Genomic DNA, 23,299 nt, shown 5'->3' on the forward strand with positions numbered 1-23,299 from the left:
ACCAATCACAAGAGATGATCGAGCAGCTACCCAGGGGGGTAGCCCAACTGGTCACCAAATTCGCAAAGGAAAAGGCCATGTTGAATTCTGCCACACATCAGAGCCACCTAGCGTTGGGCCGGGTAAAGCACACTGTTCCTCAGCCCCAGAAAAGCTGGGTCTCTGCAGCAATTGAGGGCTTGAAGTCGGGCCGCGCCGCGCAGCATGCTTATTCGCACTTGCGCGCTCGAGGTGTACCGACCCAGGAAGCCGGACGGCTCGTCGTAGATAAGTATTTCGGCCACAAAGCCTAATTGCGACGGCGAGGCCCGACGCTTGGTTTCACTGAAAAAACCGAAAATGTACGGGCTTGTCGGACAGGCCCGTTTTTTTATCCAACGTAAGATTTCCCGAAAGGGCTCCGCCCTCCAACTGCTCTACGCATCAGTTCGCGGTCGCGTAGACCAGCTTTTCGCGAAAATCAGCCGGAAGATCAGCTGGAATCGGTATTGCTTCGACTGGACTTGTAGCATCCGTACGATAAACCTGAACGCGCCCGTAGTTAGGGCTGAAAGGCTCTGACGGGTCATCCGGCTCATTGGCCTGACGGCTCAACGGAAGCGCTTGGCTTTCCATGCCGTCTGCTTCCATCCGCACGCGGCGGTGAGCCGTCGGCTTGCCTTCAGCCGTATAACCGGCAAGGCGCGTTGGTCCCTCGCCAGGCCAAGAATCCGACAGCTGAGCAGTATTAGCCGCACACGCCGCCAACGGAATGGTAAGCGCCAGCACCGCACCGCGCAGCATCCGGCGCTTACGACGCAACGGCATAATGCCGGAACACAACAAACACATACAATTACGCCCTTAGATACGCACAGGCCTCCCCAACAAGGAAACGCGGCCCGCGAAACAAACTCGTGACCATCAGGCACACCGCCGCTCTAACCTTCGGCGAACGGCAAGACAGACCTGAATGCTCCCTATGCAATCACGAACGTAGTTAATGCCCGCCTAAAAGCCGTGCGTATCTGACCCAAATTTCCTGAGGCGGAGTGGGCGCGGATGAAGAAGTTAGCGGGAGTGGGCGGTTAGCCGGCTCCACCGAGCAAACCACTGGCGCGAATACCATCGAACATCGCTTGAACGGCAATGCCTGAGAGGAGCAACCCGACGACCCGCATGAGAACACGCTGCGCTGTGACACCCAGCGCAGCTGAGACCTCCGGTGCTAGGAGCAACAGCACGAGCGTGATCGCCATCACCGCCAAAAGTCCCAGGAGAACCCCAATAATTAAGAGAGTGTTTCCCCCGGCATTGGCCGCGAGCAAAATGCCCCCACTCATTGCGCCAGGACCGGCGAGCAACGGCGTCGCCATTGGAAAAACCGCAAGGTCGTGCTTTTCAAGCGCCTCCTCGCCTTCCGGGACGGTGAGCTTAAAGCCAGTCCCCAACGGGCTGAAAATCATATCCAGCGCGATCAAGGCCAGAACGGCTCCGCCGGCTGTTTGAAGCGCGGCTATAGAAACCCCTAAACGGGCTAGCAACGGCTGCCCTAGAAGCGTGAACACAAACAGGATAAGTGTCGCCAGAAATGCCGCGCGAAGGGCCATGATATTACGCTGGGATCTCGGCAAATTCGCCGTGAACGTAGCGAAAAGTACAGCCGCCTCGACCGGCCCGACGGTCGCAAAGAACGTAGCGAAACTGGCGAGCATGATCTCGAACACGAGGAAGCTCCATCGTCTGACAGCTGCTCTGAAGGGATCTCTACACTTAAGTGGGCACAGAGGACAGAACTGCTAGCAATCTGCCGCGAATGCTGCCAAGCTATTGAAATTTAATAATTTTATTATCAAGAGCGACCAAATCGGTCTACCATCTACTCTGTATCTGACAACGAGCCAACAGACACAAAAGGAGTGATGCATGTCCGATACGGATTTCAGCCGCATGCTAACGGGCTATACACTGACGACAGCCGAAATTCTTTATCGCCTACCCGATCATCCCTCGCTTCTGCAAACCTATCTCTGGCAGGATTACGATCTCCATCCCAAGTTTCCAAAACTGAAGAGCTTTCTGGACTTTTGGGAAGCAAACTTGGACGGCAAGTTATACAAAGTATCCGTCAATCACCGCCACCTCGTTAGCCCAGCGGAGTTGAAGCTGGTAGGCAACGAATTCAAGCTTCACTAACCGCGAACATTTTCGGGCTGACGGCACAGCTATGCGTCGATGGCAAAAAACTCGCCACCGCTCCACACACCCAGCGTGCCGTCCCTCGCGTCAAAGGCTTCGGCCAACGCGAGCAAATCATAAGTAACGGCGCGCGAAACCAAGGCTTCGAGCCGCCCGCGCACGGTCACGTAGGGCTTGCACCCACCATTTTGCACATCATAGCCGAACCGAAGTGGCCGGTCGGGTCCACAAGCAACAATATCGTCAACGTTTGTCCGGAATAGCAGAGTTTGGTCCGCGCCCGCGCCCCTACATTCCATTTCGACAGCCAGAAATGGCGCGTCCTCTACGACGACATCAACCTTCTCAACCGGAGTCACGAGATAGTGGCGGCCGTCCTCGTCTCGCCGCAAAACGCGGGCAAAAAGCTTGACGAGCGGCATGCGACGAATTGGACTATCCTGATAATACCAAGTTCCGTCGCCACCGATCTTCAGCCCGATATCCCCACAATATGGTGGATTCCAAAGCTCAACCGGAGCCGCGACGTTAGCACCAGATCGCGTCAACAGCTCTGCCAAGCCATTGATCCTATTGCCGCCGCCGTTCTGCTGCATCGAACCTATAAACCTTTTCCTTTGTGCAACATCACAGCCCTTACGTAACATTCACTTGACCCGAACTTTACAGGGCTTGATCGTGTTTAACTTAGTCTGACCGGAATCTTTGCGTTATCCAGATGAGCCACCGGATCCCCGACTGGCACCGATACGAGCAATCTAGGCAGCGTTAAATGACAAATATCATTCAGACCGAAGAAGCGATCGTTCCCAAGCTCGAAGCTGCGGCCGAGCGCGTACAAAAAGCTCACCGTGCCGCGGGCAGCGTGATCTTTGGTCAAGAGATGGTCATCGAACGCGCGCTGATCACCATTCTATCAGGCGGTCACGCTCTGCTGATTGGTGTGCCCGGCCTCGCCAAAACGTTGCTGGTCGAGACACTCGGCCGTGTCCTGGGCCTGGACGCCACGCGTGTGCAGTTTACGCCTGACCTCATGCCGTCCGACATTATCGGCTCGGAAGTTCTAGACGAAGTCCCCGGCCAACAACGCTCGTTCCGCTTCATCAAGGGGCCGATCTTCACGCAGTTGCTGATGGCCGACGAAATTAACCGCGCTTCGCCTAAAACACAGTCTGCATTGCTGCAGGCCATGCAGGAACATCACGTCACCGTAGCAGGTGTCCGCCATGATGTCCCCACCCCCTTCCACGTGCTCGCAACCCAAAACCCGCTGGAGCAGGAAGGCACCTATCCGCTCCCCGAAGCACAGCTCGACCGCTTCTTGCTGCAGATCGACGTCGGCTACCCCGACCTCGCTGCGGAGCGTCGCATGCTGTACGCCACCACCGGTCTCGATGACAGTCCCGTTCAGTCTGTGCTCTCCGCCAACGATCTTCTGTCTATTCAGCGGTTAGTTCGACAGATGCCGGTTCCCGACCGCGTCGTTGAAGCCATTTTACGATTGGTGCGCTCCGCGCGCCCTGGAACGGGGGCCAACGAGGAAACCGACCAGTTCATCGCGTGGGGCCCGGGGCCCCGTGCAAGTCAAGCATTCATGCTCGCAATCCGCGCCAAGGCGCTTATCGATGGTCGGCTCGCCCCCTCCGTCGAGGACGTCGTCGCGCTCGCTGACCCAATCTTGAAGCACCGTATGGCCTTGTCGTTCTCTGCACGCGCTGAGGGCAAGGATATCAGTGGCATTATCGCCCGTCTGGCCGAGGCGGCTGCGGAGTAAGCGGATGATCCGGTTCACGAGGCAGACGGCCGCAACCGCCGGAAGCCCAACATTTACCGCTCTGGAAGCGGCATCTCATGAACTGGCAGATCGGTTGCCCGACCTCATGATCGAAGCCCAGCGCATCGCGCACACGGTGGCCCACGGCATTCATGGCCGTCGCCGTGCCGGCCCGGGGGAGACCTTCTGGCAATTCCGGCAGTACCAGCCCAACGATTCCACGACGCTGATTGACTGGCGGCGCACCGCAAGCGCGACACATGTCTATGTGCGTGAACGCGAGTGGGAAGCGGCACATACCGTCTGGCTTTGGCCCGATCTCTCTCCGTCGATGAACTATTCCAGTGCGCTTGCGCCGATGACCAAGCGAGATCGCGCCGTCATTCTCACACTCGCGATCGCTGAATTGCTAGTACGCGGTGGCGAACGGGCCGGTCTGTTGGGCGTGATGCCGCCAACGGCCAGCCGGCGTGCCAGCCGCCGCATCGCTGAAGCCATCGCCGTCCACGGTCACGAAGCGGCTCTTGCTGGCGGTTTACCGCCCAGCGCGCGCCTCTCGAATTTCTCCGGCCTCATCCTGATCAGCGATTTCCTCGACCCCTTGGACGTTATCGCCGAACGCCTCAAGAAACTCGGTTCGAGCCATGTTACCGGCCACCTTATTCAGGTGCTCGATCCCTCCGAAGAGAGTTTACCTTTCACCGGCCGAATGGAATTCGTGGATCCGGAAGACGGTGAACACTGGATCGCCGACCGTGCCGAGAGCCTGCGGGAGCGTTATCAAGCCAAACTAAATGCTCATCGTGATGGCCTGCGCGAAATTACGCGCAGACTTGGCTGGTCGATGATGGTGCACCACACCGACCGTCCGGCTTCCGAACCACTGCTCAATCTCATCATGCAACTGCAGCAGGGAGCGGCAAGCTACCGCTGGCAAACAGCCGGTGTTGGAGGCGCCCCATGACGCTCGGCGCTCTGGCCTTCCTCAATCCATGGCTGTTGCTTGCCCTCGGTACATTGCCCATCATCTATTGGCTGCTGCGCACCGTTCCCCCGCGCCCGCAGCAACTCACATTTCCCCCGACGCGTATTCTCGTCGGGCTTGAAAACCGTGAAAAGACACCCGCGAAGAGCCCCTGGTGGCTGCTGCTGATCCGTTTATTGGCAGCCGCTCTTGTCATCCTTGCGTTGGCTGAACCCATCCTAAATCCGGAACGCAACGCACCACTCGCTGGCGATGGACCTGTCGCAATCGTCGTTGACAATGGTTGGGCCTCAGCACCGGATTGGACCGCGCGACAAGCAATGGTCGACCGGATGATCTCCACGGCAGAGTCGCAATCGCGTCCTGTGGTGATCGTTCCAACCGCGTTTCCAGCGCAGACCTTCGAGGCCAAGATCGAAGCGCCGGCGCAAGCGCGTGCGACGGCACGGGCGATGATGCCCCAACCCTTCGCACCAACGCGCAACGCCGCGGCAGAAGCGCTGTCTAAAACTCTGACGGCTGCCGACGCCAAGGGCGTCAGCGTCATATGGCTCAGCGATGGCGTGGATCATAAGGGCGAGACAACAACCTTCGCCGAGATGATGAACGGCTTGGCAACAAGCGGAACGTTCACGGTCGTCGATGACCCGACCGGGTCCGCGCCGCGCGCGCTCGTAGGCAACGTCGGCACCGGTGGCAAACTCGAGGCTCGGGTTCTTCGTACTGGAACCAACGGGCCTGCGAACGGAATTCTTCATGCCTATTCGACACGCGGTGCCCAACTCGGCTCCGCTCAATTTACCTTCAACAGCGGCGCTTCCGAAACGAAGGCGACCTTCGAGCTTCCCTTAGAACTGCGCAATCAGATCACGCGCATAGCAATTGCCGACTCGCGATCAGCCGGTGCCGTTAGCCTCTTGGATGCGCGATCCCAATGGCAACGCGTCGGCCTCATCTCAAGCGAAACGAGCGAGCAAGCACAGCCGCTTCTGGCGCCGTTCTATTACATCGAGAAGGCGTTGGCCCCGACCGCCGAGATCGTGAAACCTCGCGACGCCAACCTAGCAGCTGGCATCGATCAGGCCCTCGCGCAAAACGTCAGCATCTTGATCTTCGCCGACATCGGTACGTTGACACCGGAGGCGGAAGATCAAGTGAGGACATGGATCGAAAAGGGGGGCGTCCTCGTGCGCTTCGCTGGCCCGCGCCTTGAAAAGGGCGGCGACGATTTGCTTCCGGTTCCCTTGCGCATTGGTGGTCGCACACTCGGAGGCGCGCTCTCGTGGTCCACACCGCAGAAGCTGGCCCCCTTCGACGAGAACAGTCTCTTCGCGGGCCTGACCATCCCCAATGACGTTGTCGTAAATCGCCAGGTTTTGGCCGACCCCGCGCGCCTGACACCTGAGACGCAAGTCTGGGCTCGCCTCGCAGACGGCACACCGTTGGTCACCGCAGACCGGCGCGGCGATGGCATGATCGTACTGTTCCACGTCACCGGAAACTCGGACTGGTCGAACCTGCCGATATCAGGTCTATTCGTTGAACTCTTAAAGCGCGTATCGACGTTGGGCCGACTTGGCGGCAGCTCGGAAACAACGGACGCCCAAACGTCTGCCAACGGGGAAGAGGTCGCATCCGACACGAGCACGTTGGCGCCTCTACAAACACTCGATGGTTTTGGCGTTCTCACACCACCGCCTCCCGCATCGCGCGGCGTGGAAGTTGCAAAGTTCGCCGACACCACCGCGAGTTTGGAACACCCACCCGGCTATTACGGCTCGCGCGGCAGTCCCCGTGCCATCAACATCATTCGCAGCAACGACACGCTTGCACCAATTACGTCTCTGCCCACAGGGGCCGCACACCGCAGCTACGAGAATGCAGAGGCGGAACCCTTGAAACCCTGGCTCCTTGCTGCGGCTTTCGCTCTGATACTCGCCGACATGATCGCAGTGCTTCTCCTGCAATCAGGGGGACGCCTGTTCGGACGCTCCGGTCCCGCCGTCGCGAGATCCGTTGTGGCGATGGCTGTAATCGCAACGAGCCTTGCCGCGACGTTCCATGCCGCTCCTGCATTTGCTCAAGCAGGAGTGCAAGCGCCTCGGCAAAATTCCGCGACCGACGATGCCAAAGCGATGGCTGCCACGAGCAAGGTGACGTTAGGTTATGTCGTCACCGGCGATGCCCAAACTGACGATACGAGCCGCATTGGTCTTGCTGGTCTCTGCCGGGTTCTCGCCTTGCGCACCGCTGTGACTCCAGGCGATCCCATGCCGGTCGATGTCGTGAAGGACGAACTCGCTTTCTATCCTGTCCTCTACTGGCCCGTTTTGGATTCAACCCCCACCCTCCCGGAAGAAACGCTTGCCAAGATCGACGCATACATGAAGCAAGGCGGGATGATCGTCTTCGACACGCGCGACCAAGGCCGCGGAATGCCCGCCGGACTGGGATTTCCCGGCAGCGAATCCTCAGCTCTCCAGAGAATATTGGGCAAGCTTGATATCCCGCGCCTCGAACCGGTGCCGCAGAACCACGTCCTTACCAAGTCGTTCTATCTGCTGCGCTCCTTCCCCGGGCGTTGGGATAGCGGGCAGCTTTGGGTTGAAGCCGGTGGCGTCGCGTCTGCCGAAAGCAATCGTGAGGCACGCCGCGCTGATGGCGTTTCAACGATCCTCATAACGTCCAACGATTTTGCTGCCGCCTGGGCTCTCGATGCGAACGGACGCCCGCTGTACCCCACCGTTCCCGGTGGCGAAGGTCAGCGCGAGATGGCCTTCCGGACCGGCATCAATATCGTCATGCACGCGCTGACAGGCAACTACAAAGCCGATCAGGTGCACGTGCCCGCGCTGCTTGAGCGTCTCGGTCAGTAAGGAAGCTAATGAACTGGTCAGTAGATTTCGCTCCCTTCCTTCCACCGGAGTTCTTCTGGATCGGTGGCGCTCTTGCGCTTGCACTCATCGCCTTGATGCTTATCCGCAAGACGCGCGGCGCACCCCTTCGCGCGCTCGCCGTCCTCGCCATACTTGCCGCACTTGCAAATCCGACGTTACGCGAAGAGCAACGCGACAGCCTCGCGAACGTCGCAATTGTGGTCATGGACGAGAGCACTAGCCAGGCGCTCGAAACACGGCCCGAACAGACCCGCGCCATCCGCCAGGACCTCGAAACCAAACTCGGCAAACTGCCGAACCTCGATGTCAAATGGATCACCGTGAAGTCGCGCTCCGATGGAAAATCGGATGGGACGCGATTATTCCAGGAACTGAATGCGGCACTCGCTGACACACCTCCGGATCGCATCGCCGGCGTGATCATGGTCACTGACGGTCAGGTGCACGACGTTCCTGAGAACGCAGCAGCACTCGGCTTCGAAGCGCCAGTACACGCATTACTCACTGGCCGCCCCGATGAATTCGATCGCCGCATAGAGATCATAACCGCACCACGCTACGGCATCGTCGGCCAGTCTCGGCCGATTGAATTGCGTGTGGTCCAAGCCGGCAAAACTGACGATAAGGACAAGACCGTCACGCTCAAAGTACGTCGCGAAGGCCAACCCGACGAGACACGCCGCACGGTGATTGGCCGCACGGAAACCTTCGACCTCGCCTTCCCGCATGCCGGTACGAACATTCTCGAAGTCGAACTCGAACCGGCACCAGGAGAATTGACTCAGGCAAACAATCGCGCAGTCGTCGCGGCTGAGGGCGTGCGCGAAAATCTACGCGTATTGCTCGTCTCCGGCGAACCACATGCCGGCGAACGGACATGGCGCAACTTGCTCAAGTCGGATGCCGCCGTCGATCTCGTCCACTTCACCATTCTGCGTCCGCCTGAGAAGCAGGACGGCACGCCGATCAACCAATTGTCATTGATCGCCTTCCCGACGCGCGAACTATTCTCGGAAAAGATCAACGACTTCGATCTGATAATCTTTGACCGCTACCAACATCGCGGCATTCTGCAGCTCGGCTACTACGACAACATCGCCCGTTACGTCACCGAACATGGCGGCGCTGTTTTGATCGCGGCAGGCGACGATTACGCAGGCAACGTTAGCCTCTACAGGACGCCGCTCTCACCGATCATCCCGGCGCGGCCAACGGGCCGCGTTGTCGAGGAACCCTTCAAGGCCAGCACCACTGACGATGGCATCAAGCATCCCGTGACCCGAGACCTGCCGGGCCTAAAGGGTAAAGATGGCCAGCCGTCGTGGGGCCGCTGGCTGCGCCAGGTCGAGGTTCAACCCACCAGCGGCAATGTGATCATGAAGGGCGCTGGTAACGAACCGCTTCTGATCCTAGACCGCAAGGGCGAGGGACGCGTGGCCTTGCTAGCCTCCGATCAAGCATGGCTTTGGGCCAGAGGTTACGAGGGCGGCGGACCACATACGGACCTACTCCGCCGTCTGTCGCATTGGCTGATGAAGGAGCCTGACCTTGAAGACGAGCGTCTGATCGCCACTGCAACCGGCCTCAACCTGTCGCTGGAGCGCCGCTCCATGGGCGAGAATATTGCCCCGGTTGAATTGAAAACGCCGGGCGGAGAAACCCGCGAGGTGACGCTCGAACCCGCCGGTCCGGGAGTCTGGCGCACAACGCTCGAAGTGAAGATGCCCGGTCTTTACAAGGCCGAAACGGAAGCCGCACCACCTGCCGGCAAGCTTACCGCCGTCGCCCATGCGGGTGCGGAAGACGTTCGCGAAATGAGCGAGGTCACCGCGACCGACAAAAAGCTGGCCCCGATCATTGAGGCCACAGGGGGCGGTGCGTTTTGGACCAAGTCGTCCGGCCTTTTGGCCTCAGCCGAACCTGACGCCGTCAACCTGCCCCGTATCTCCATGATGAGCAACGCACGCGTGCTGGCAGGCTCCGGCTGGTTGGGGCTCAAGGATCGCGAAGCCTACGTCACGCATGGCGTGAAACTCACGCCGATGTTCACCGGCCTGATCGCATTGGCTGCACTTCTGGCCCTACTTTCCCTCGCCTGGTGGCGCGAAGGCCGTTAGCCGCTTTTTTCGAGCACTATTGTCATCCCGGCATTTATTGCCGGGATCCAACCTACGTCAGAGTGTCTGCGGAAGACGTGGGGCAAAACGCGATAGTTGGCACTTGCTGAACCTTGGATCCCGCGAACAAGTCGCGGGATGACGAATCCAGAAACCAAAGCCGGTTCCAGCAAATTACTCCGGCATGAACGGAATGTCCGTCGCCTCTGGTGTACACCCGAGCTGCGTGAGCAAACAATGTACCTGCCCGCGATGATGCGTTTGGTGATTGAACAAATGCACGACGCAGACCCAACGCGGCTTCGTTAACTCACGCCCTATCGATCCCGAATACCACGTCAGGTCGCCCGAAAGCATCTCTGGCGTCATCGCCTTCGTCCAATCACTAATAATCTGATCGAAAGCCACGCGCTCACCGCAAAGCCCATCCCAATCGTCGAACTGAGCAAGGGAGTCCGGGATCGAAGCAGCCGTCGGCTTCGGCGTCCCCGCCAAACGGCTCATCCAAATCTGATCCCCCCAAAGCAGATGATTGAGGGTGGCGTGTATTGAACCAAAGAATGCGCCTCGCTTCGCCTTTCGCTCATCATCCGAAAGCGCACTTGCTGCATCATACAGGCTCTTGTTTTGCCAACAGTTGTAGCGCGCAAACAAGCGGGCGTATTCGGGCGTGATCATCCATCGTTCCCTTATCTTCTGTTCGCTTTCATCCGATTGCCCTTTGCAAAACAGGGCAATGTCTATAACAATTTGGCTTATTCCGAGGGGCGCCGGACAACTGGCTGAGATCGCGCTAAAGGCTTATTGCTTCATAGCAGCCGTGCGAGCACCCTTTGAACCTGATCCGGGTCATGCCGGCGAAGGGACGGACACGACTGTACCTCCTTTTTCGCCTGACTCGCATTTGTCATCACCGCGCCGTCAGCCCGTTTGGCGACGGCGCCAGCGCGGATTTCACCGGCCCAACAGCGGGCCTGAAGCCGCAAGGCGAATGGAGAGCTAGTATGAATAAAATCACGCGCACTGCCGATCTAATGGTCCCGAAGGTGACGACCGGACCCATCGCAGGCTCGCGCAAGGTCTATTCCTCACCGGAAGGCCATTCTGACGTCCGCGTCCCACTCCGCGAAATCGCTTTGACCGATCCCGCCGAGCCAACCTTCCGCGTTTACGACACCTCCGGCCCTTACACTGAATCCGACGCGGCAATCGACGTGGAGCAGGGCTTGCCCCGCATTCGGACCTCCTGGATTGAGGAGCGCGGTGGCGTTGAGTCTTATGAAGGCCGCGAAATCAAGCCGGAAGACAACGGCAATGTCGCCGGTGCCGCGTTGGCGCGCGACTTCCCCAACAAGCAAAAACCTCTTCGCGGGGCGAACGGAGCTCCCGTTACGCAATTGGAGTTCGCACGCGCAGGCATCATCACGAAAGAGATGATCTACGTCGCCCACCGCGAAAACCTGGGCCGTGAGAAGGCCCTGGAACGTGCCGCCAGTGCGCTTGCCAACGGTGAAAGCTTTGGTGCCGCAATCCCCGAATTCATCACGCCCGAGTTCGTACGGGACGAAGTTGCGCGCGGCCGCGCCATCATCCCCGCCAACATCAATCACCCTGAACTCGAGCCGATGGCAATCGGCCGTAACTTCCTCGTCAAGGTGAACGCCAACATCGGCAACTCCGCCGTCACCTCCTCCGTCGAGGAAGAGGTCGAGAAAATGGTGTGGTCGATCCGTTGGGGTGGCGACACGGTCATGGACCTGTCCACAGGACGCAACATCCACAACACGCGCGAATGGATTCTCCGCAACTCGCCCGTCCCGATCGGCACAGTGCCGATCTATCAGGCTCTCGAAAAATGCGGCGGCGACCCCATCAAGCTCACCTGGGAACTTTACCGCGACACGCTGATCGAGCAGTGCGAACAAGGCGTCGATTACTTCACGATCCACGCGGGCGTCCGCCTTGCCTACATCCATCTGACCGCCGAGCGCGTCACCGGCATCGTCTCGCGTGGCGGCTCGATTATGGCCAAGTGGTGCCTTGCGCATCACAAGGAAAGCTTCCTGTACGAGCACTTCGACGAGATTTGCGACATCATGCGCGCCTACGACGTGTCGTTCTCGCTCGGAGACGGCCTCCGCCCCGGTTCGATCGCCGACGCCAACGACCGTGCACAGTTCGCCGAACTCGAAACCCTGGGTGAACTGACCAAGATTGCCTGGGACAAGGGCTGTCAGGTCATGATCGAAGGCCCTGGGCACGTGCCCATGAACAAGATCAAGATCAACATGGACAAGCAGCTCGCCGAATGTGGCGAGGCGCCGTTCTACACCCTCGGCCCACTAACGACCGACATAGCACCCGGCTACGACCACATCACATCCGGCATCGGCGCCGCCATGATCGGTTGGTTCGGCACAGCAATGCTGTGCTACGTCACGCCAAAGGAGCATTTGGGTCTCCCGAACCGTGATGACGTCAAGACCGGCGTGGTGACATATCGGATCGCGGCACATGCCGCCGACCTCGCCAAGGGACATCCAGCGGCTCAGCTCCGGGACGATGCACTTTCCCGGGCCCGTTTCGATTTCCGTTGGCAGGATCAGTTCAACCTCGGCCTCGATCCCGATACGGCACGGGCATTCCATGACGAAACGCTGCCCAAGGAAGCCCACAAGGTCGCGCACTTCTGCTCAATGTGCGGACCAAAATTCTGCTCGATGAAAATCACGCAGGACGTCCGCGACTACGCCGCAACCTTGAACAGCAAGGAAGCGGGCATGACAGAAATGAGCGAAAAGTTCCGGGAAATGGGCGGCAACGTCTACGTCGATGCGGAACAGGCTGACGCCGAAGCGATCAAACAGAGCAATCGATCGCTAGGTTAAGGCACACGCCCATAGCCGGCACGGCATTCCACACCCAACGAATGCCGTGCTCGGCAGATACAAAAAAGTATGTAAGATTAACATCAGGGCGGCACCTTTTTCGGTCCCACCACTCAAAAAGAATACGAAAAATCAATTTTAAACGGCTAAGTACGGCAGGCGTGTCGTCCCTCCTGCCGTAAACGCCGATCCGGCTATGCAAGTGCATGCCCGGCGGTTAAAACGGAGGAAACACATGCGTTTCAAAGTCTTTTCTGCGTGCGCGGCCTTGGCCACCGTCATGGCGACCAGCCCAGCTTTGGCGAACTGCGACGATGGCGAAATCGTCATTAAGTTCAGCCACGTCGTAAAAGCGACAGGCCACCCCAAAGGCGACGCCGCCACGCTCTTCGCTGAACGCGTGAACAAAGAGATGAACGGTAAGGCCTGCATGGAGGTCTTCCCGAATTCTCAGCTGTTCGACGACGACAAGGTGATGGAAGCCCTTCTCTTGGGCGACGTCCAACTCGCAGCACCCTCGCTTTCCAAATTCGAAGCCTACACGAAGAAATACCGCCTCTTCGATCTCCCGTTCCTCTTTGCTGACCTCTCGGCCGTTGATCGCTTCACAAACAGCAAGTCAGGCAAAGACCTTCTCAACGTCGTAGCGGATAAAGGCTTTATCGGCTTGGGATATTGGAGTTCTGGGCTGAAGCAGTTTTCTGCCAGCAAACCGCTCATCGAACCCACCGATGCAAAGGGTTTGAAGTTCCGCGTGCAAACATCGGACGTGGCCGTCGCCATGATCGAAGCGCTTGGAGCCAACGCGCAAAAGCTGGCATTCAAAGAAGTCTACGGCGCGCTGCAGACCGGCGTCGTTGACGGCCAGGAAAACACTTGGTCGAACATCTACACGCAAAAGTTCTTTGAGGTTCAGGACGGCATCACCGAAACGAACCATCAACTGCTCGCGTACTTGCTCGTCACGTCAAAGGAATGGCTGGACGGACTTGATCCGGATGTTCGCGAACAGTTCCTGAAAATTGCTCAGGAAGTGACGCAAACGGCCAACGACAACGTCGTCAAACAAGAAGCCAAGAACCGCCAAAACATTCTTGATGCAGGCAGCAAGATCCGTACGCTAAGCCCAGAACAACGCAAAGCCTGGGTCGATACGATGAAACCGGTCTGGTCCAAATTCGAAAATGACATCGGCAAAGATGTGATTGATGCCGCTGTGGCGGCCAACAACAGCTAACGCGACAACAAGTGAGAGGCGCCCCGACGGGGCGCTTTTTCGCTATGCCAACAGGCCACCAATTCGGCCTTGAGGGGGAGAAACGCATGCAGACGCTGTCGCGATTTATCACGCGGCTCGAGGAAAACATTCTCGCTCTGCTCTTGGCGTCCATTACGCTGATTTCCTTTACCCAGGTCATCATGCGTTATGTCTTCAATTCGGGTTGGAACGGAGCTCTGGAACTCACCCGCATCCTGTTCGCCTGGATGATTTTGTTCGGGATGAGCTATGGCATCAAAGCCGGAACACACCTTGGCATTGATGCCGTCGTCCGCCTGTTTCCCAAACCCATTTACCGCATCACGGCCTTGTTCGCCGCGCTGGCTTGCATCCTGTACGCGGTCATTTTGTTCAGTGCGGACTGGATGCAGGTGCTCGGCGCGAACACGCGCGGCGGCGCCATGGATTACTGGACGAAGATGTACAAGATCGGGATCGGCCTGGATGATCTGCGCTATCCGGAATGGGTGCAGCAAACCTTTGGCCTTCAGGATCGCGTTCACCGTTGGGTTTCCTACCTGATCTTACCCGTCGGCCTGGCATTGCTCGCCTTTCGTTCCCTCCAAGCCTTCATCGACATCGCGCGTGGCAAACGTGAAACGATTATTGCCAGCCACGAAGCGGAAGATCTCGTGGCATCGACCAAACAATCCATTCGCGAATAAAAGCGCATCGGGGTGAGGCAATGGAAGCAGGGATCTTATTTGCACTCGTTCTCGGTATGCTGTTGTTCGGTGTGCCGATCGCCGTTGCCCTCGGTCTTTCCAGCGTTCTGATCATCGCATTTTTCTCTCGCGACTCGATGTCGTCCGTCGCATTGCAACTGTTCACCAGCTCACAGAACTATACGCTGCTTGCAATTCCCTTCTTCATTCTCGCGTCTACCTTCATGTCCACGGGCGGTGTGGCGCGCCGCATCATCCGTTTCGCGATAGCTGCGGTCGGGCATATACGCGGTGGCCTCGCCATCGCGAGCGTATTTGCCTGTATGATGTTTGCGGCTCTATCGGGATCGTCACCGGCAACTGTCGTCGCAATCGGCACCATCGCCATCGCCGGCATGCGTCAGGTCGGATACACGAAGGAGTTCGCCGCAGGCGTTATCTGCAATGCCGGCACGCTCGGCATCCTCATTCCGCCTTCAATCGTTATGGTGGTCTACGCGGCCGCAACTGACGTGTCGGTCGGTCGAATGTTTCTGGCTGGCGTCCTCCCTGGCATTCTCGCTGGACTGATGCTGATGATCGCCATCTACATTATGGCGCGCGTCAAAAACTTTCCCGCGGAAGAATGGAAGGGATTTCACGAACTCATCTCAGCAGGCAAGGACGCCGCCTGGGGCCTGTTCCTCATCGTTATAATAATCGGAGGCATTTACGGAGGTGCTTTCACACCGACAGAAGCCGCAGCCGTCGCAGCAGTCTACGCTGGCTTCGTCGCTCTCTTCATTTACCGGGATATCGGCCCACTCAAAAACGTCCCTTGGCTTCTGGAAGGAACCGACCATCGCACGCGTGTCGGCTTCTTTGCCTCTGTCTACGCAGGATCTTTTTTTCTCGTTTTCCTAATCTTGTCGTTCTTTTTCCTGCCCGGCGCCGGGCTCGATAATCGAGCGCTCATTGGGGGTAGCGGTGCAATAATTATACTCTTCGCTTACCCTATGCTCCGCGATCCGGAAAGCAGCATAAGCGGCATCCCGCTCACGCTACTAAAAGGCCTCCCGCCCTGGGGGCGCAACACGTGGCTCATCGTGAAAGTCTTCTTCCCGGCGCTCTTTCATGCTGACACGCGCGCATCTATGGTCGACTCATCGAAAACCATCGTCATGCTGATGTTCATCATCGTGAACGCGCTGCTTTTCGCACACGTATTGACCTCGGAGCGTATCCCTCAGGCAATCACGGAATGGATGATAGGAGCCGGCTTCAACTGGTTCACGTTCCTGATTGCAGTGAACCTCTTGCTGCTTGTGGGCGGCCAGTTCATGGAGCCCTCAGGGCTTCTCCTGATCGTTGCCCCAGTCGTCTTTCCCATCGCAATGGAGCTTGGGGTGGACCCGATCCACCTCGGTATCATCATGGTCGTGAACATGGAAATCGGCATGATCACACCACCCATCGGCCTGAACCTGTTCGTTACCTCCGGAATAACCGGAATGAACTTGATTCAGGTCGTCCGAGCCGCTTTGCCGTTCGTTGCAGTCCTCGTGGTGTTCCTGATTATAATCACCTACATACCGATCATCTCAACGTTCCTGCCAACGCTTTTGATGGGGCCGGAGATCATCGTCCGCTAGCTTCCCGTTTCCAGCGCTTCTTGCACTTCCTTCGCCTTGGACCTCTTGAGCTTAGGCTGGAGAACAATGGCAAGGAACGCGATGCCGACAAGAGCGGCAATGATGCCGAGCGTCGTAATCGACGCCCCGGAGCCCATAAAGCGAACGGCGTAGTCGACAATAAGCTGGTACTTGGTCACAGCCAGCGCGGAACCGACGACACCGGCGATGCGTGCAACCGTCTCAATATCCTTGTCGACATCGCGGAAGAAGAAGAACAGCAACAACAGCGCCCAACCGCCGAAGGTCAACATCAACGGCCAAGAGATCGACCGATAGACGGAGTCGAGAGCCGTTCCATAAAGCAAGCCCGACGACTGCAGAAATGCCAAGTTCATGATTGGGAAGAACAACATCGCCACCGCCCCGACCAAAACACCGCGTTCGATCTTAATGATCCAGGGCCCATAGTTTTCGGCAATGCCGCGACGGCGGATCGCCAGCAGCGGGGCAATAAGAAATACCACCAAAAGGAAGAAAATCTTGAACGGCAGCAGCGCCTTGTGAACCTTCACCATCAACGAACGGTTGGCCTCAGGCTCGAACATATTCCGGATAGCCAATCCGAACTGCTTCTGAGCTTGGCAACACGTCGCCGCGTCGACCAACGTCTGAGTTGCAAAGCAATATCGTCGCGACAGTTGCTCAGGGGGCGTCTCGATTAAGGGATCGGGTTCGCAATTGCGCACAAACTGCGACATGCCAGCGCGCGCTTTGCTGCGCGCCACCACATCGCTCAACGCCGTCATCACAGGAACCCGCAGACACGATTGCTGCGCCGAATTGCAGCCCGGCGGATCGCCCGGATCTTCAGCCAGAACTTCTGGTTTTACTTCCCAAATGGAACGAAGTTGCCCACCGCCAAGGCCCCAGCCCGCGCCGACGGATATGGCGGCGACGAGGAGCAGGCCTAATGTAAAGCGCAGCTTGCCCCAGGAGACATGCCGCCAATACATGTCTACGAAGACGCACGATGGCACATAGAACGCCACCAGCGCCAACACACCAAACAGCGGGAAAAAAATAAACAAGTGGCTGTAGAACGTCGCGAGCGAAATCCACGCATCGCTTTTCGCCTGATAGCCAAACTCATAGTAAAGGGCACCGGTCGTGGCGATAAAGGTTGCCCCGAGTATTGTAAAAGCGACTGCAACAAAGATACGCGCGCCTAAAAGCATGGCGGTTTCCCGTGTCCCTGAACTCCCGCAACAGTCATTGTTTGAAGCGGGTTGCTATCCCCGTGACAAGGGCCCGGCAAACATTCCGTGTCCCCCTGAAGCCCCGAAGCCACAACTTTCGACAAATATGCCCAGCCCTAGGGCCAATTGAGGACCACCGAGTTAGTTTTCATAGATCTCGCGACGTGGCGAAGGCCAAACGTATCCACGCGCCCCGCAAATGCTTCTGGACTGGGGTTTGATTAATGTCTCACGCTACATTTCTGAAGGGCTTTATCTCTACTGCCGCCTTCGGAGCGGCGCTGGCATTGGTCCTGTACCTACTCAATACGCGATGGTTTGGCTTTTACGGGCCCGCCACAACGACTCTGGCAATAATCATTCCGCTGATATGGATACTGACGGCCCGCTACCACAGCCTAGGTCTGCGGCGGTGGCCGCTATGGGTCTTTGCTGCCGCCGTCGCAATCCCTGCCATTGTACAGATAGCATACTGGACTGTTTTCTTTTCAAACAAAGACGCCGCAATCCTCCTCGCAATCGGGCGCACCATGATCCTTGAGAAAACGGAAGCGTTTCTAATCTGGCCCGCATTGGCAATCGCAGCCTTTGGCATTTGGCTGGTGTCGCGTGCCCTCGTACACGACTGATATTTCAAACCCTTAGCTATCCCCGCCGCGCAGACCAGCCAAACAATTTCAGCCATGGAACCGCCAGGGCTCAACACGGGTTGTCGTCACACAGTCTACGCTGTGGGATGGGCAAAGGAGAGATGTTATGTCCGCATTGATCCCGGGTAGCCGCGTGTTGGGAGGCATCGCCGCTTTAGTAATGTTAGGCCTTGCCTCAACTTCCGTCAGCGCGCTCCCTCTCAATCCAGCGGTCTCGTCGACCAAGAGTACAGCTGAGAATGATAGCCTTCTACTGAAGGTCGGCCGGCGTTATTACTATGGCGACGGAGATTACTACGCCTATCGGCCGTATCGCTATTATCGGTATCGTCCCTACAGGCGGTATGGGTACGTATACAGCGCCACGCCCTATTACTATGACGACGATTACTACTATCGCCCCTATGTGAGGCGACGCTATCGGGGCGGTCTTTATATTCGGGCTCCCTTCGTGGACCTCTACATTCCCTGAGGGTCGAGCTCAGTGACGTATTTCAGACGCGCAAGCCACAAAAGTTCGCGCGTAACCTCCATGTCGCCCCAAAATCAGCACCAAAACCTCAAATTGTAGGCCACGGTCATCATAGCGCCGAAAAGACGTGATGCTGCTCGACAGGTATCACGCTCACAGGCATGCTGCCCGTGATTCGATGGGAAGAGTCCGTGTCGAGGGTTATCCCTCCTGGACTTAGGGTAATATGGAGGTTGAACGTGTTTGGTCGTAGCGCGAATCAAGATCAGAAGCCCCATGAACAGCCGCTACCTTCAACGTCACACGCAACCCCACCTCAACCGCCCAGTCCCCCGGCTTTTCCATTACCTTCTCAACAACAACAGCCTGCTGGAAACCAACAATCACCGACATCCACGTCGATCATTGGTGACGATCTCGCTATCGTCGGCCAGAAGATCACAATTGTTTCCCAGAGCCGCGTGCACATCAACGGCAACATCCAAGGCGACATTAATGGCAAGGAAGTCGTCGTGGGCCGTAGTGGTAAGGTCACCGGGGTCGTGACCGCACATTCTGTCTCAGTGGAGGGTGAAGTCGACGGTGCCATTCGCGGCAGCAGCGTTACACTCACCTCAACGGCGCGGGTCGAGGGCGACATCCATCACCGTACGCTATCGATCGCCGAAGGCGCACATTTCGATGGCCGAGTGCGCCGTCCAAAAGACGACGCGGAACTCAGCCCGAACTTGGACGTCGCTTCGCTCACTGCTGCTTCAACCAGCAACTAAAAAACAACGATCGAGCCAACACACATCCAAATCAGCCGCGGCAACTAGAGGCCGCGGCCGCGTAACTGTGGCAAAACCGTCTGGCAAGCCATATCAACGCGTATGTCCTGGCCGATAAGCCGGCAGACCTCTTTCTTCACGTTCGGGTTCTTACGAATAGCGTCTGCCGAAACCCGCATTCCATATTCCGCCGCCACCTCAGCGACCCGCTGATCTTCGCAGTACGGCGTTGAGATCCAATTCCCGCCAACCAGTTGGCTGCCGTTACGGCATTCGATACGCGCGTCAGCTGTCGCGCCGAAGCACGTTATTCCCACCAGGCCCAACGCAAACACCAGCATTGGGGTCCTAATTCGTTTTTGCCATGGTTTCATAACTTTCGCCTCCATCTGACGGTGAGCCGACAGAAATTCAGAGCGGAGCTCTGTGCACGTCCAATTGCAAATTCAGCCACTCGGAAAGGTTAAAGTTGCTGCGGCACTGCGGCGTGCAGTCGCGGCTACATCCAAAGTTAAAATTTAAAACGCTGTCTTTTCAAAGATATGCACCCATCAGTTAAATTTAATGGGATTATTTCAGCGTTGACGGCCACATTTCGCGGTGGTCACGTTCGCCCCGTCAGAACAGGTACACATGTTTACAGGTGGGTACGCTCTAATAAGGGCCACGGCAGCAAAGAGTTCTGACGAGTAGCTAAGGGTACATGTGAGGTCATCACTCCGCACCTGCACTGAGGGTACTTTCTAAATTGCTTGATCCTTGGTTTTGGCAACCGGGCCGATCCCCGGTTGGGGGAGATTTTGTGCGCCTGAGCTCTGCCGTGTTTGAGAAAAGGAACGTAACATGCGCAAGCTGATTACAGGGCTGTTCGTCGCTGCTATGTCTTTCGGGGTTGTGGAAGCTCAAGCCTCACAGCAAACCTGGAAATGCGTCGGCGCTTCTTACGTCTGCGGTGGGGCTTCTAAGTCGAAGCTCGGAACGAGCGCCCCCAAGCAGCCGTCCGCAAGCTACAGCACGAAAAAGAAGACCAAAAAGTACAGTGCTAAGAGCTCCGGTAAGAAGACCTATTCCAAGGCAGCCAAGAAATCAGGTTCGTCTAAAACCGCCTATCGCAGCACCGGTCACAAGGCATCCGGCAAGGCGTCCTATTACTGGCAGCCGCAGCGCGTCGCATCCGGTGGCTGGTTTAACCCCAACGCCATGACCGCTGCTCACAAAACGCTGCCCTTCGGTACGCGTGTACGTGTGACCAACCATCACAATGGTCGCTCCGTCGTCGTGAAGATCAATGATCGTGGTCCCTACGTGAAGGGCCGCATCATCGACCTGTCCAAAGCCGCTGCTCACTCGATCGGCATGCAGAACGCAGGCGTTGTACCGGTCAGCATCGAGGTTCTCGGCAAGAGCTGAGCCTAAACAATAAAAAAATCACGAAGACTCTGGGGCGGTGGAACGACGAGTTCCCCGCCTTTTCTTATGAACTTTGCGCCGGACGTAGCATCGTTTCACGCCCACCACATTGACGGCACATAAATCGCTCATCGTGCTGACAATCGAACTCACGATTAAAAATTGCGAGATATTCCGTGCTTGGCGTTTGCCAAGGGCCCGCAAGTAACGGTATTTTCCCGCAAGAAGACAATTCCATTCCGGCTTTTCGCCGGCACCGATCTTGCGCCTCCAGCCCGGCACGTTAATGAGCGATATTCCTCGGCCTTCCCATCGCGACACGGCAATTGCCATACTTCGCACAGCAATGGTCGAGAAGAAGCTGACACAGTCCGAACTCGCTGACGCTGCCGACTGTCATGAAAAAACGGTCCAGAACCTGCTCGCGGGCCGCTCAGTCAGGGACCAGACTCTCTTTGACGTCTGCATGGTGCTGGGCCTTGAGTACGCTGACATAAAAGCCGCTTGGACCGGCTCTGTAGTCTCCGGTCCCATGGAACTTCGTGGTGACGGTGGGCTCGCAGCTCCCGTTTACATGGGCGCTTACACACGGGCAGCGGTCGACCACTACATCGGGTCTTACCTCACTATCCGTCCGGCGTTTTCCAAGCCCGATCTCATTATCGCCTACCGGACACAGATCGTTTGGGACCCAGACTGGCCCAGCCTCTTGTTCGAAGAATTCGATCGGCCGGATGTGAACTTCCAGCATCGGGGAAGGATCTACGTCCCCGCATCCTCGATGTTCATTCATCTCGTGTCATTGACCAAAGGCGCGATGCGTATGGTGATGGTCTCGCAGCTCGATCAAACCGACTATATGCGCGGCATCATCTCCACGCTGAACCGGCAGGGCGCCATGCTCGTGCCCGTTGCGTCACCGATCGTCTATGTGAAAACGGAAACGATAAGCCCTGATCAGCTTGGCGAGATTACATCGGCATCAAAGCACTACGCCAAGTACGCGGAAATTCTGGCCGAGACGGTTCATCAAGGCTACGCCCGTCTCGTCGCCGGCCCCTAAGCGATTGCTGGAACTCAGCCGGCGATCCGATCCCGGGGCTGAGCCTCTCCGGCTTCGCCGCCCTGCGTAGCCGCTTCATCACGGGCATCGAGAAAACGCGCCTTGAGGTCGACAGTCGATTTTACGCCGACATCCGCACGATGCCGGTCTAGCCATTTACTGGCTTCCAGCCTGCCGGCCCGCTGCAAATACATAAAGGTTTCCCAATCCGGTTTGATCTTGGACTCCGGGCTAAGAGAGCTTGTGTAGCGGCCAGCCTCGATGTGGTGGAACCGATGCTTGACCAAACGCGCAAGCCGGCCGCGAAGCCCGAAACGTCCAAAGTGGCCAACCGCCTCACGCGCTGTCTCGATAATCTCGACATCGCGGATCAACGGCGCATTAAACGTCAGCCTGTTGGCATGATCCGCAATTTCTCGCACGCCCGTTGGCAACCCTGATTTCGCCGTAGGATTGAGCTGAACGATCAACGTATCGTTCACAGGGCTCTCACCGGCTAACGTTACGATATCGGGGTTGGCTGAAAAGCCGCCATCCCAATATGCTTTGCCATCGATCTCAACGGCATGATGGATCGTAGGCAAGCACGCTGAAGCCAGCACACTTTCGATTGTGAGTTCGTGATTGCGAAACAAACGCGCACGCCCCGTCGCAATCTCAGTCGCTGCAATCAACAATTGGATGGGTGATCCATCTCGCAAGGCATCGAAGTCGATCGCATCGGTCAGAATCCGGCGCAACGGATCGAAGCCCAACGGATTAAAGTCATAGGGTGACCACAAACTGGCAACCTGCGTGAGTGCAGGTGAACGGCTGAGACTGTAGAGAAATGGATTCATCCGCAGGAGATCAGGTACCCCTGATTTGTAAACGGACTCCCAAACTTCATGCAGTTTAGCGCGTGCCGCCACGCGACCGCCGTTGACCAATCCGCCTGCGAGAGCAACCGCATTCACTGCTCCGGCACTGGTCGCGCTAACCCAACCAATCTCGATATTTTCTTCTTCGAGAAGCCGGTCCAGCACGCCCCACGTAAAAGCACCGTGGGCTCCCCCACCCTGCAAAGCCAGATTAATGGTCAACTGATTTTTAAAAATGCGCACGATTGCGGAGCACCCCCTTCATAAGGCCTTCAACGGCAATGACTAGTGAAGACTACGGACGAACAATAATGCCCATCCAGACCCAGACATGGACGCAGATCGGCCCGTGAGGGCTTGCCCTTAGTGAACTGAAATACGGTTTCCAACCGCCACGCGTCTCTCACCATAGATCAAGAATG

At 57.4% G+C, this 23,299-nt stretch carries 22 protein-coding genes and 1 riboswitch; of the genes, 15 read left to right on the forward strand and 7 right to left on the reverse strand.

Annotated elements, in window-relative coordinates:
- Positions 1-77 precede the first annotated feature (77 nt).
- Positions 78-293 carry a hypothetical protein gene (locus K5845_RS04385; protein ID WP_139165299.1) on the forward strand — a complete coding sequence of 72 codons (216 nt, stop codon included), beginning with the start codon at positions 78-80 and terminating at the stop codon, positions 291-293.
- Positions 294-423: 130 nt separating this feature from the next.
- Here K5845_RS04385 and K5845_RS04390 read toward each other — a convergent pair whose 3' ends face one another.
- Both K5845_RS04390 and K5845_RS04395 read right to left on the reverse strand, forming a co-directional pair.
- Entirely contained in the window at positions 424-831 is a 408-nt protein-coding gene (locus K5845_RS04390; protein ID WP_287958469.1) for a hypothetical protein, read from the reverse strand.
- Positions 832-1,067: 236 nt separating this feature from the next.
- Positions 1,068-1,706 carry a MarC family protein gene (locus K5845_RS04395; protein ID WP_046475761.1) on the reverse strand — a complete coding sequence of 213 codons (639 nt, stop codon included), beginning with the start codon at positions 1,704-1,706 and terminating at the stop codon, positions 1,068-1,070.
- A gap of 199 nt (positions 1,707-1,905) precedes the next feature.
- Here K5845_RS04395 and K5845_RS04400 point away from each other — a divergent pair, with 199 nt between their 5' ends.
- Positions 1,906-2,175 (forward strand): usg protein, encoded by a 270-nt coding sequence (locus K5845_RS04400; RefSeq protein ID WP_046475758.1) that lies wholly within the window; start codon positions 1,906-1,908, stop codon positions 2,173-2,175.
- 29 nt (positions 2,176-2,204) lie between these two features.
- Here the strand turns inward: K5845_RS04400 and K5845_RS04405 are convergent, their stop codons facing one another.
- On the reverse strand, positions 2,205-2,774 hold the full coding sequence (locus tag K5845_RS04405; protein WP_046475755.1) for a DUF1285 domain-containing protein: 570 nt from the start codon (positions 2,772-2,774) through the stop codon (positions 2,205-2,207).
- Positions 2,775-2,950: 176 nt separating this feature from the next.
- On the opposite strand from K5845_RS04405, the gene K5845_RS04410 reads away from it, so the two are divergent.
- From K5845_RS04410 to K5845_RS04425, 4 genes are read left to right on the forward strand one after another with little or no spacing between them, the layout of a single operon-like run.
- On the forward strand, positions 2,951-3,952 hold the full coding sequence (locus K5845_RS04410; protein WP_090227615.1) for an AAA family ATPase: 1,002 nt from the start codon (positions 2,951-2,953) through the stop codon (positions 3,950-3,952).
- A 4-nt stretch (positions 3,953-3,956) separates the two neighbouring features.
- Complete coding sequence (locus K5845_RS04415) at positions 3,957-4,916, forward strand: DUF58 domain-containing protein (RefSeq protein ID WP_046475748.1); 960 nt, start codon at positions 3,957-3,959, stop codon at positions 4,914-4,916.
- Positions 4,913-7,813: a DUF4159 domain-containing protein gene (locus tag K5845_RS04420; RefSeq protein WP_090227618.1), complete on the forward strand. Its 2,901-nt coding sequence runs from the start codon at positions 4,913-4,915 to the stop codon at positions 7,811-7,813. The genes K5845_RS04415 and K5845_RS04420 overlap by 4 nt, the downstream gene beginning before the upstream one ends.
- An 8-nt stretch (positions 7,814-7,821) precedes the next feature.
- Positions 7,822-9,951: a hypothetical protein gene (locus K5845_RS04425; RefSeq protein WP_287958470.1), complete on the forward strand. Its 2,130-nt coding sequence runs from the start codon at positions 7,822-7,824 to the stop codon at positions 9,949-9,951.
- A gap of 174 nt (positions 9,952-10,125) precedes the next feature.
- On the opposite strand, the gene K5845_RS04430 is transcribed toward K5845_RS04425, so the two are convergent.
- On the reverse strand, positions 10,126-10,629 hold the full coding sequence (locus K5845_RS04430; protein ID WP_287958471.1) for a DinB family protein: 504 nt from the start codon (positions 10,627-10,629) through the stop codon (positions 10,126-10,128).
- A gap of 75 nt (positions 10,630-10,704) precedes the next feature.
- A riboswitch (TPP riboswitch) is annotated at positions 10,705-10,834 on the forward strand.
- 121 nt (positions 10,835-10,955) lie between these two features.
- Here K5845_RS04430 and thiC point away from each other — a divergent pair.
- The 4 genes from thiC (at position 10,956) to K5845_RS04450 (ending at position 16,414) form a co-directional block, all read left to right on the forward strand.
- A complete protein-coding gene (gene thiC, locus K5845_RS04435; RefSeq protein ID WP_046479783.1) occupies positions 10,956-12,839 on the forward strand; it encodes a phosphomethylpyrimidine synthase ThiC in 1,884 nt (627 codons plus the stop codon).
- A 235-nt stretch (positions 12,840-13,074) separates the two neighbouring features.
- The gene (locus tag K5845_RS04440) at positions 13,075-14,076 is read left to right on the forward strand and encodes a TRAP transporter substrate-binding protein (protein ID WP_287958472.1); all 1,002 of its coding nucleotides are present in this window, start codon (positions 13,075-13,077) and stop codon (positions 14,074-14,076) included.
- 86 nt (positions 14,077-14,162) lie between these two features.
- On the forward strand, positions 14,163-14,783 hold the full coding sequence (locus tag K5845_RS04445) for a TRAP transporter small permease (RefSeq protein WP_046479782.1): 621 nt from the start codon (positions 14,163-14,165) through the stop codon (positions 14,781-14,783).
- A gap of 20 nt (positions 14,784-14,803) precedes the next feature.
- Positions 14,804-16,414 carry a TRAP transporter large permease gene (locus K5845_RS04450; protein WP_090227626.1) on the forward strand — a complete coding sequence of 537 codons (1,611 nt, stop codon included), beginning with the start codon at positions 14,804-14,806 and terminating at the stop codon, positions 16,412-16,414.
- On the opposite strand, the gene K5845_RS04455 is transcribed toward K5845_RS04450, so the two are convergent.
- Positions 16,411-17,631 (reverse strand): hypothetical protein, encoded by a 1,221-nt coding sequence (locus K5845_RS04455; RefSeq protein WP_287958473.1) that lies wholly within the window; start codon positions 17,629-17,631, stop codon positions 16,411-16,413. The genes K5845_RS04450 and K5845_RS04455 overlap by 4 nt on opposite strands.
- Before the next feature lie 245 nt (positions 17,632-17,876).
- On the opposite strand from K5845_RS04455, the gene K5845_RS04460 reads away from it, so the two are divergent.
- From K5845_RS04460 to K5845_RS04470, 3 genes are all read left to right on the forward strand, one after another.
- A complete protein-coding gene (locus K5845_RS04460; RefSeq protein ID WP_090227631.1) occupies positions 17,877-18,281 on the forward strand; it encodes a hypothetical protein in 405 nt (134 codons plus the stop codon).
- Positions 18,282-18,408: 127 nt separating this feature from the next.
- Positions 18,409-18,774 (forward strand): hypothetical protein, encoded by a 366-nt coding sequence (locus K5845_RS04465; RefSeq protein ID WP_046475724.1) that lies wholly within the window; start codon positions 18,409-18,411, stop codon positions 18,772-18,774.
- Positions 18,775-19,013: 239 nt separating this feature from the next.
- Entirely contained in the window at positions 19,014-19,544 is a 531-nt protein-coding gene (locus K5845_RS04470; RefSeq protein WP_170832424.1) for a bactofilin family protein, read from the forward strand.
- Between the two features lie 44 nt (positions 19,545-19,588).
- On the opposite strand, the gene K5845_RS04475 is transcribed toward K5845_RS04470, so the two are convergent.
- Positions 19,589-19,885 (reverse strand): hypothetical protein, encoded by a 297-nt coding sequence (locus K5845_RS04475; RefSeq protein ID WP_046475721.1) that lies wholly within the window; start codon positions 19,883-19,885, stop codon positions 19,589-19,591.
- A gap of 502 nt (positions 19,886-20,387) precedes the next feature.
- Here K5845_RS04475 and K5845_RS04480 point away from each other — a divergent pair.
- Both K5845_RS04480 and K5845_RS04485 read left to right on the forward strand, forming a co-directional pair.
- Positions 20,388-20,954: a septal ring lytic transglycosylase RlpA family protein gene (locus K5845_RS04480; RefSeq protein ID WP_046475718.1), complete on the forward strand. Its 567-nt coding sequence runs from the start codon at positions 20,388-20,390 to the stop codon at positions 20,952-20,954.
- A 286-nt stretch (positions 20,955-21,240) separates the two neighbouring features.
- Positions 21,241-22,017, forward strand: coding sequence for a helix-turn-helix domain-containing protein (locus tag K5845_RS04485; protein ID WP_046475715.1), 777 nt, complete (start codon positions 21,241-21,243; stop codon positions 22,015-22,017).
- A 14-nt stretch (positions 22,018-22,031) separates the two neighbouring features.
- On the opposite strand, the gene K5845_RS04490 is transcribed toward K5845_RS04485, so the two are convergent.
- The gene (locus K5845_RS04490; protein ID WP_244512384.1) at positions 22,032-23,120 is read right to left on the reverse strand and encodes a patatin-like phospholipase family protein; all 1,089 of its coding nucleotides are present in this window, start codon (positions 23,118-23,120) and stop codon (positions 22,032-22,034) included.
- Positions 23,121-23,299: the final 179 nt, after the last annotated feature.

Origin of the sequence: Filomicrobium sp. (genome assembly GCF_025698805.1) — a bacterium.
Classification (GTDB): domain Bacteria; phylum Pseudomonadota; class Alphaproteobacteria; order Rhizobiales; family Hyphomicrobiaceae; genus Filomicrobium; species Filomicrobium insigne.

Bases quoted from the DNA above. Each gene is read 5' to 3' on its own strand.
- K5845_RS04390 (WP_287958469.1), bottom strand. From the start codon at position 831: ATGTGTTTGTTGTGTTCCGGCATTATGCCGTTGCGTCGTAAGCGCCGG.
- K5845_RS04430 (WP_287958471.1), bottom strand. From the start codon at position 10,629: ATGATCACGCCCGAATACGCCCGCTTGTTTGCGCGCTACAACTGTTGG.
- K5845_RS04445 (WP_046479782.1), top strand. From the start codon at position 14,163: ATGCAGACGCTGTCGCGATTTATCACGCGGCTCGAGGAAAACATTCTC.
- K5845_RS04455 (WP_287958473.1), bottom strand. From the start codon at position 17,631: ATGCTTTTAGGCGCGCGTATCTTTGTTGCAGTCGCTTTTACAATACTC.
- K5845_RS04475 (WP_046475721.1), bottom strand. From the start codon at position 19,885: ATGCTGGTGTTTGCGTTGGGCCTGGTGGGAATAACGTGCTTCGGCGCG.
- K5845_RS04420 (WP_090227618.1), top strand. From the start codon at position 4,913: ATGACGCTCGGCGCTCTGGCCTTCCTCAATCCATGGCTGTTGCTTGCC.
- K5845_RS04415 (WP_046475748.1), top strand. From the start codon at position 3,957: ATGATCCGGTTCACGAGGCAGACGGCCGCAACCGCCGGAAGCCCAACA.
- K5845_RS04465 (WP_046475724.1), top strand. From the start codon at position 18,409: ATGTCCGCATTGATCCCGGGTAGCCGCGTGTTGGGAGGCATCGCCGCT.
- K5845_RS04410 (WP_090227615.1), top strand. From the start codon at position 2,951: ATGACAAATATCATTCAGACCGAAGAAGCGATCGTTCCCAAGCTCGAA.
- K5845_RS04425 (WP_287958470.1), top strand. From the start codon at position 7,822: ATGAACTGGTCAGTAGATTTCGCTCCCTTCCTTCCACCGGAGTTCTTC.
- K5845_RS04485 (WP_046475715.1), top strand. From the start codon at position 21,241: ATGAGCGATATTCCTCGGCCTTCCCATCGCGACACGGCAATTGCCATA.
- K5845_RS04480 (WP_046475718.1), top strand. From the start codon at position 20,388: ATGCGCAAGCTGATTACAGGGCTGTTCGTCGCTGCTATGTCTTTCGGG.
- K5845_RS04460 (WP_090227631.1), top strand. From the start codon at position 17,877: ATGTCTCACGCTACATTTCTGAAGGGCTTTATCTCTACTGCCGCCTTC.
- K5845_RS04400 (WP_046475758.1), top strand. From the start codon at position 1,906: ATGTCCGATACGGATTTCAGCCGCATGCTAACGGGCTATACACTGACG.
- K5845_RS04450 (WP_090227626.1), top strand. From the start codon at position 14,804: ATGGAAGCAGGGATCTTATTTGCACTCGTTCTCGGTATGCTGTTGTTC.
- K5845_RS04440 (WP_287958472.1), top strand. From the start codon at position 13,075: ATGCGTTTCAAAGTCTTTTCTGCGTGCGCGGCCTTGGCCACCGTCATG.
- K5845_RS04385 (WP_139165299.1), top strand. From the start codon at position 78: ATGTTGAATTCTGCCACACATCAGAGCCACCTAGCGTTGGGCCGGGTA.
- thiC (WP_046479783.1), top strand. From the start codon at position 10,956: ATGAATAAAATCACGCGCACTGCCGATCTAATGGTCCCGAAGGTGACG.
- K5845_RS04405 (WP_046475755.1), bottom strand. From the start codon at position 2,774: ATGCAGCAGAACGGCGGCGGCAATAGGATCAATGGCTTGGCAGAGCTG.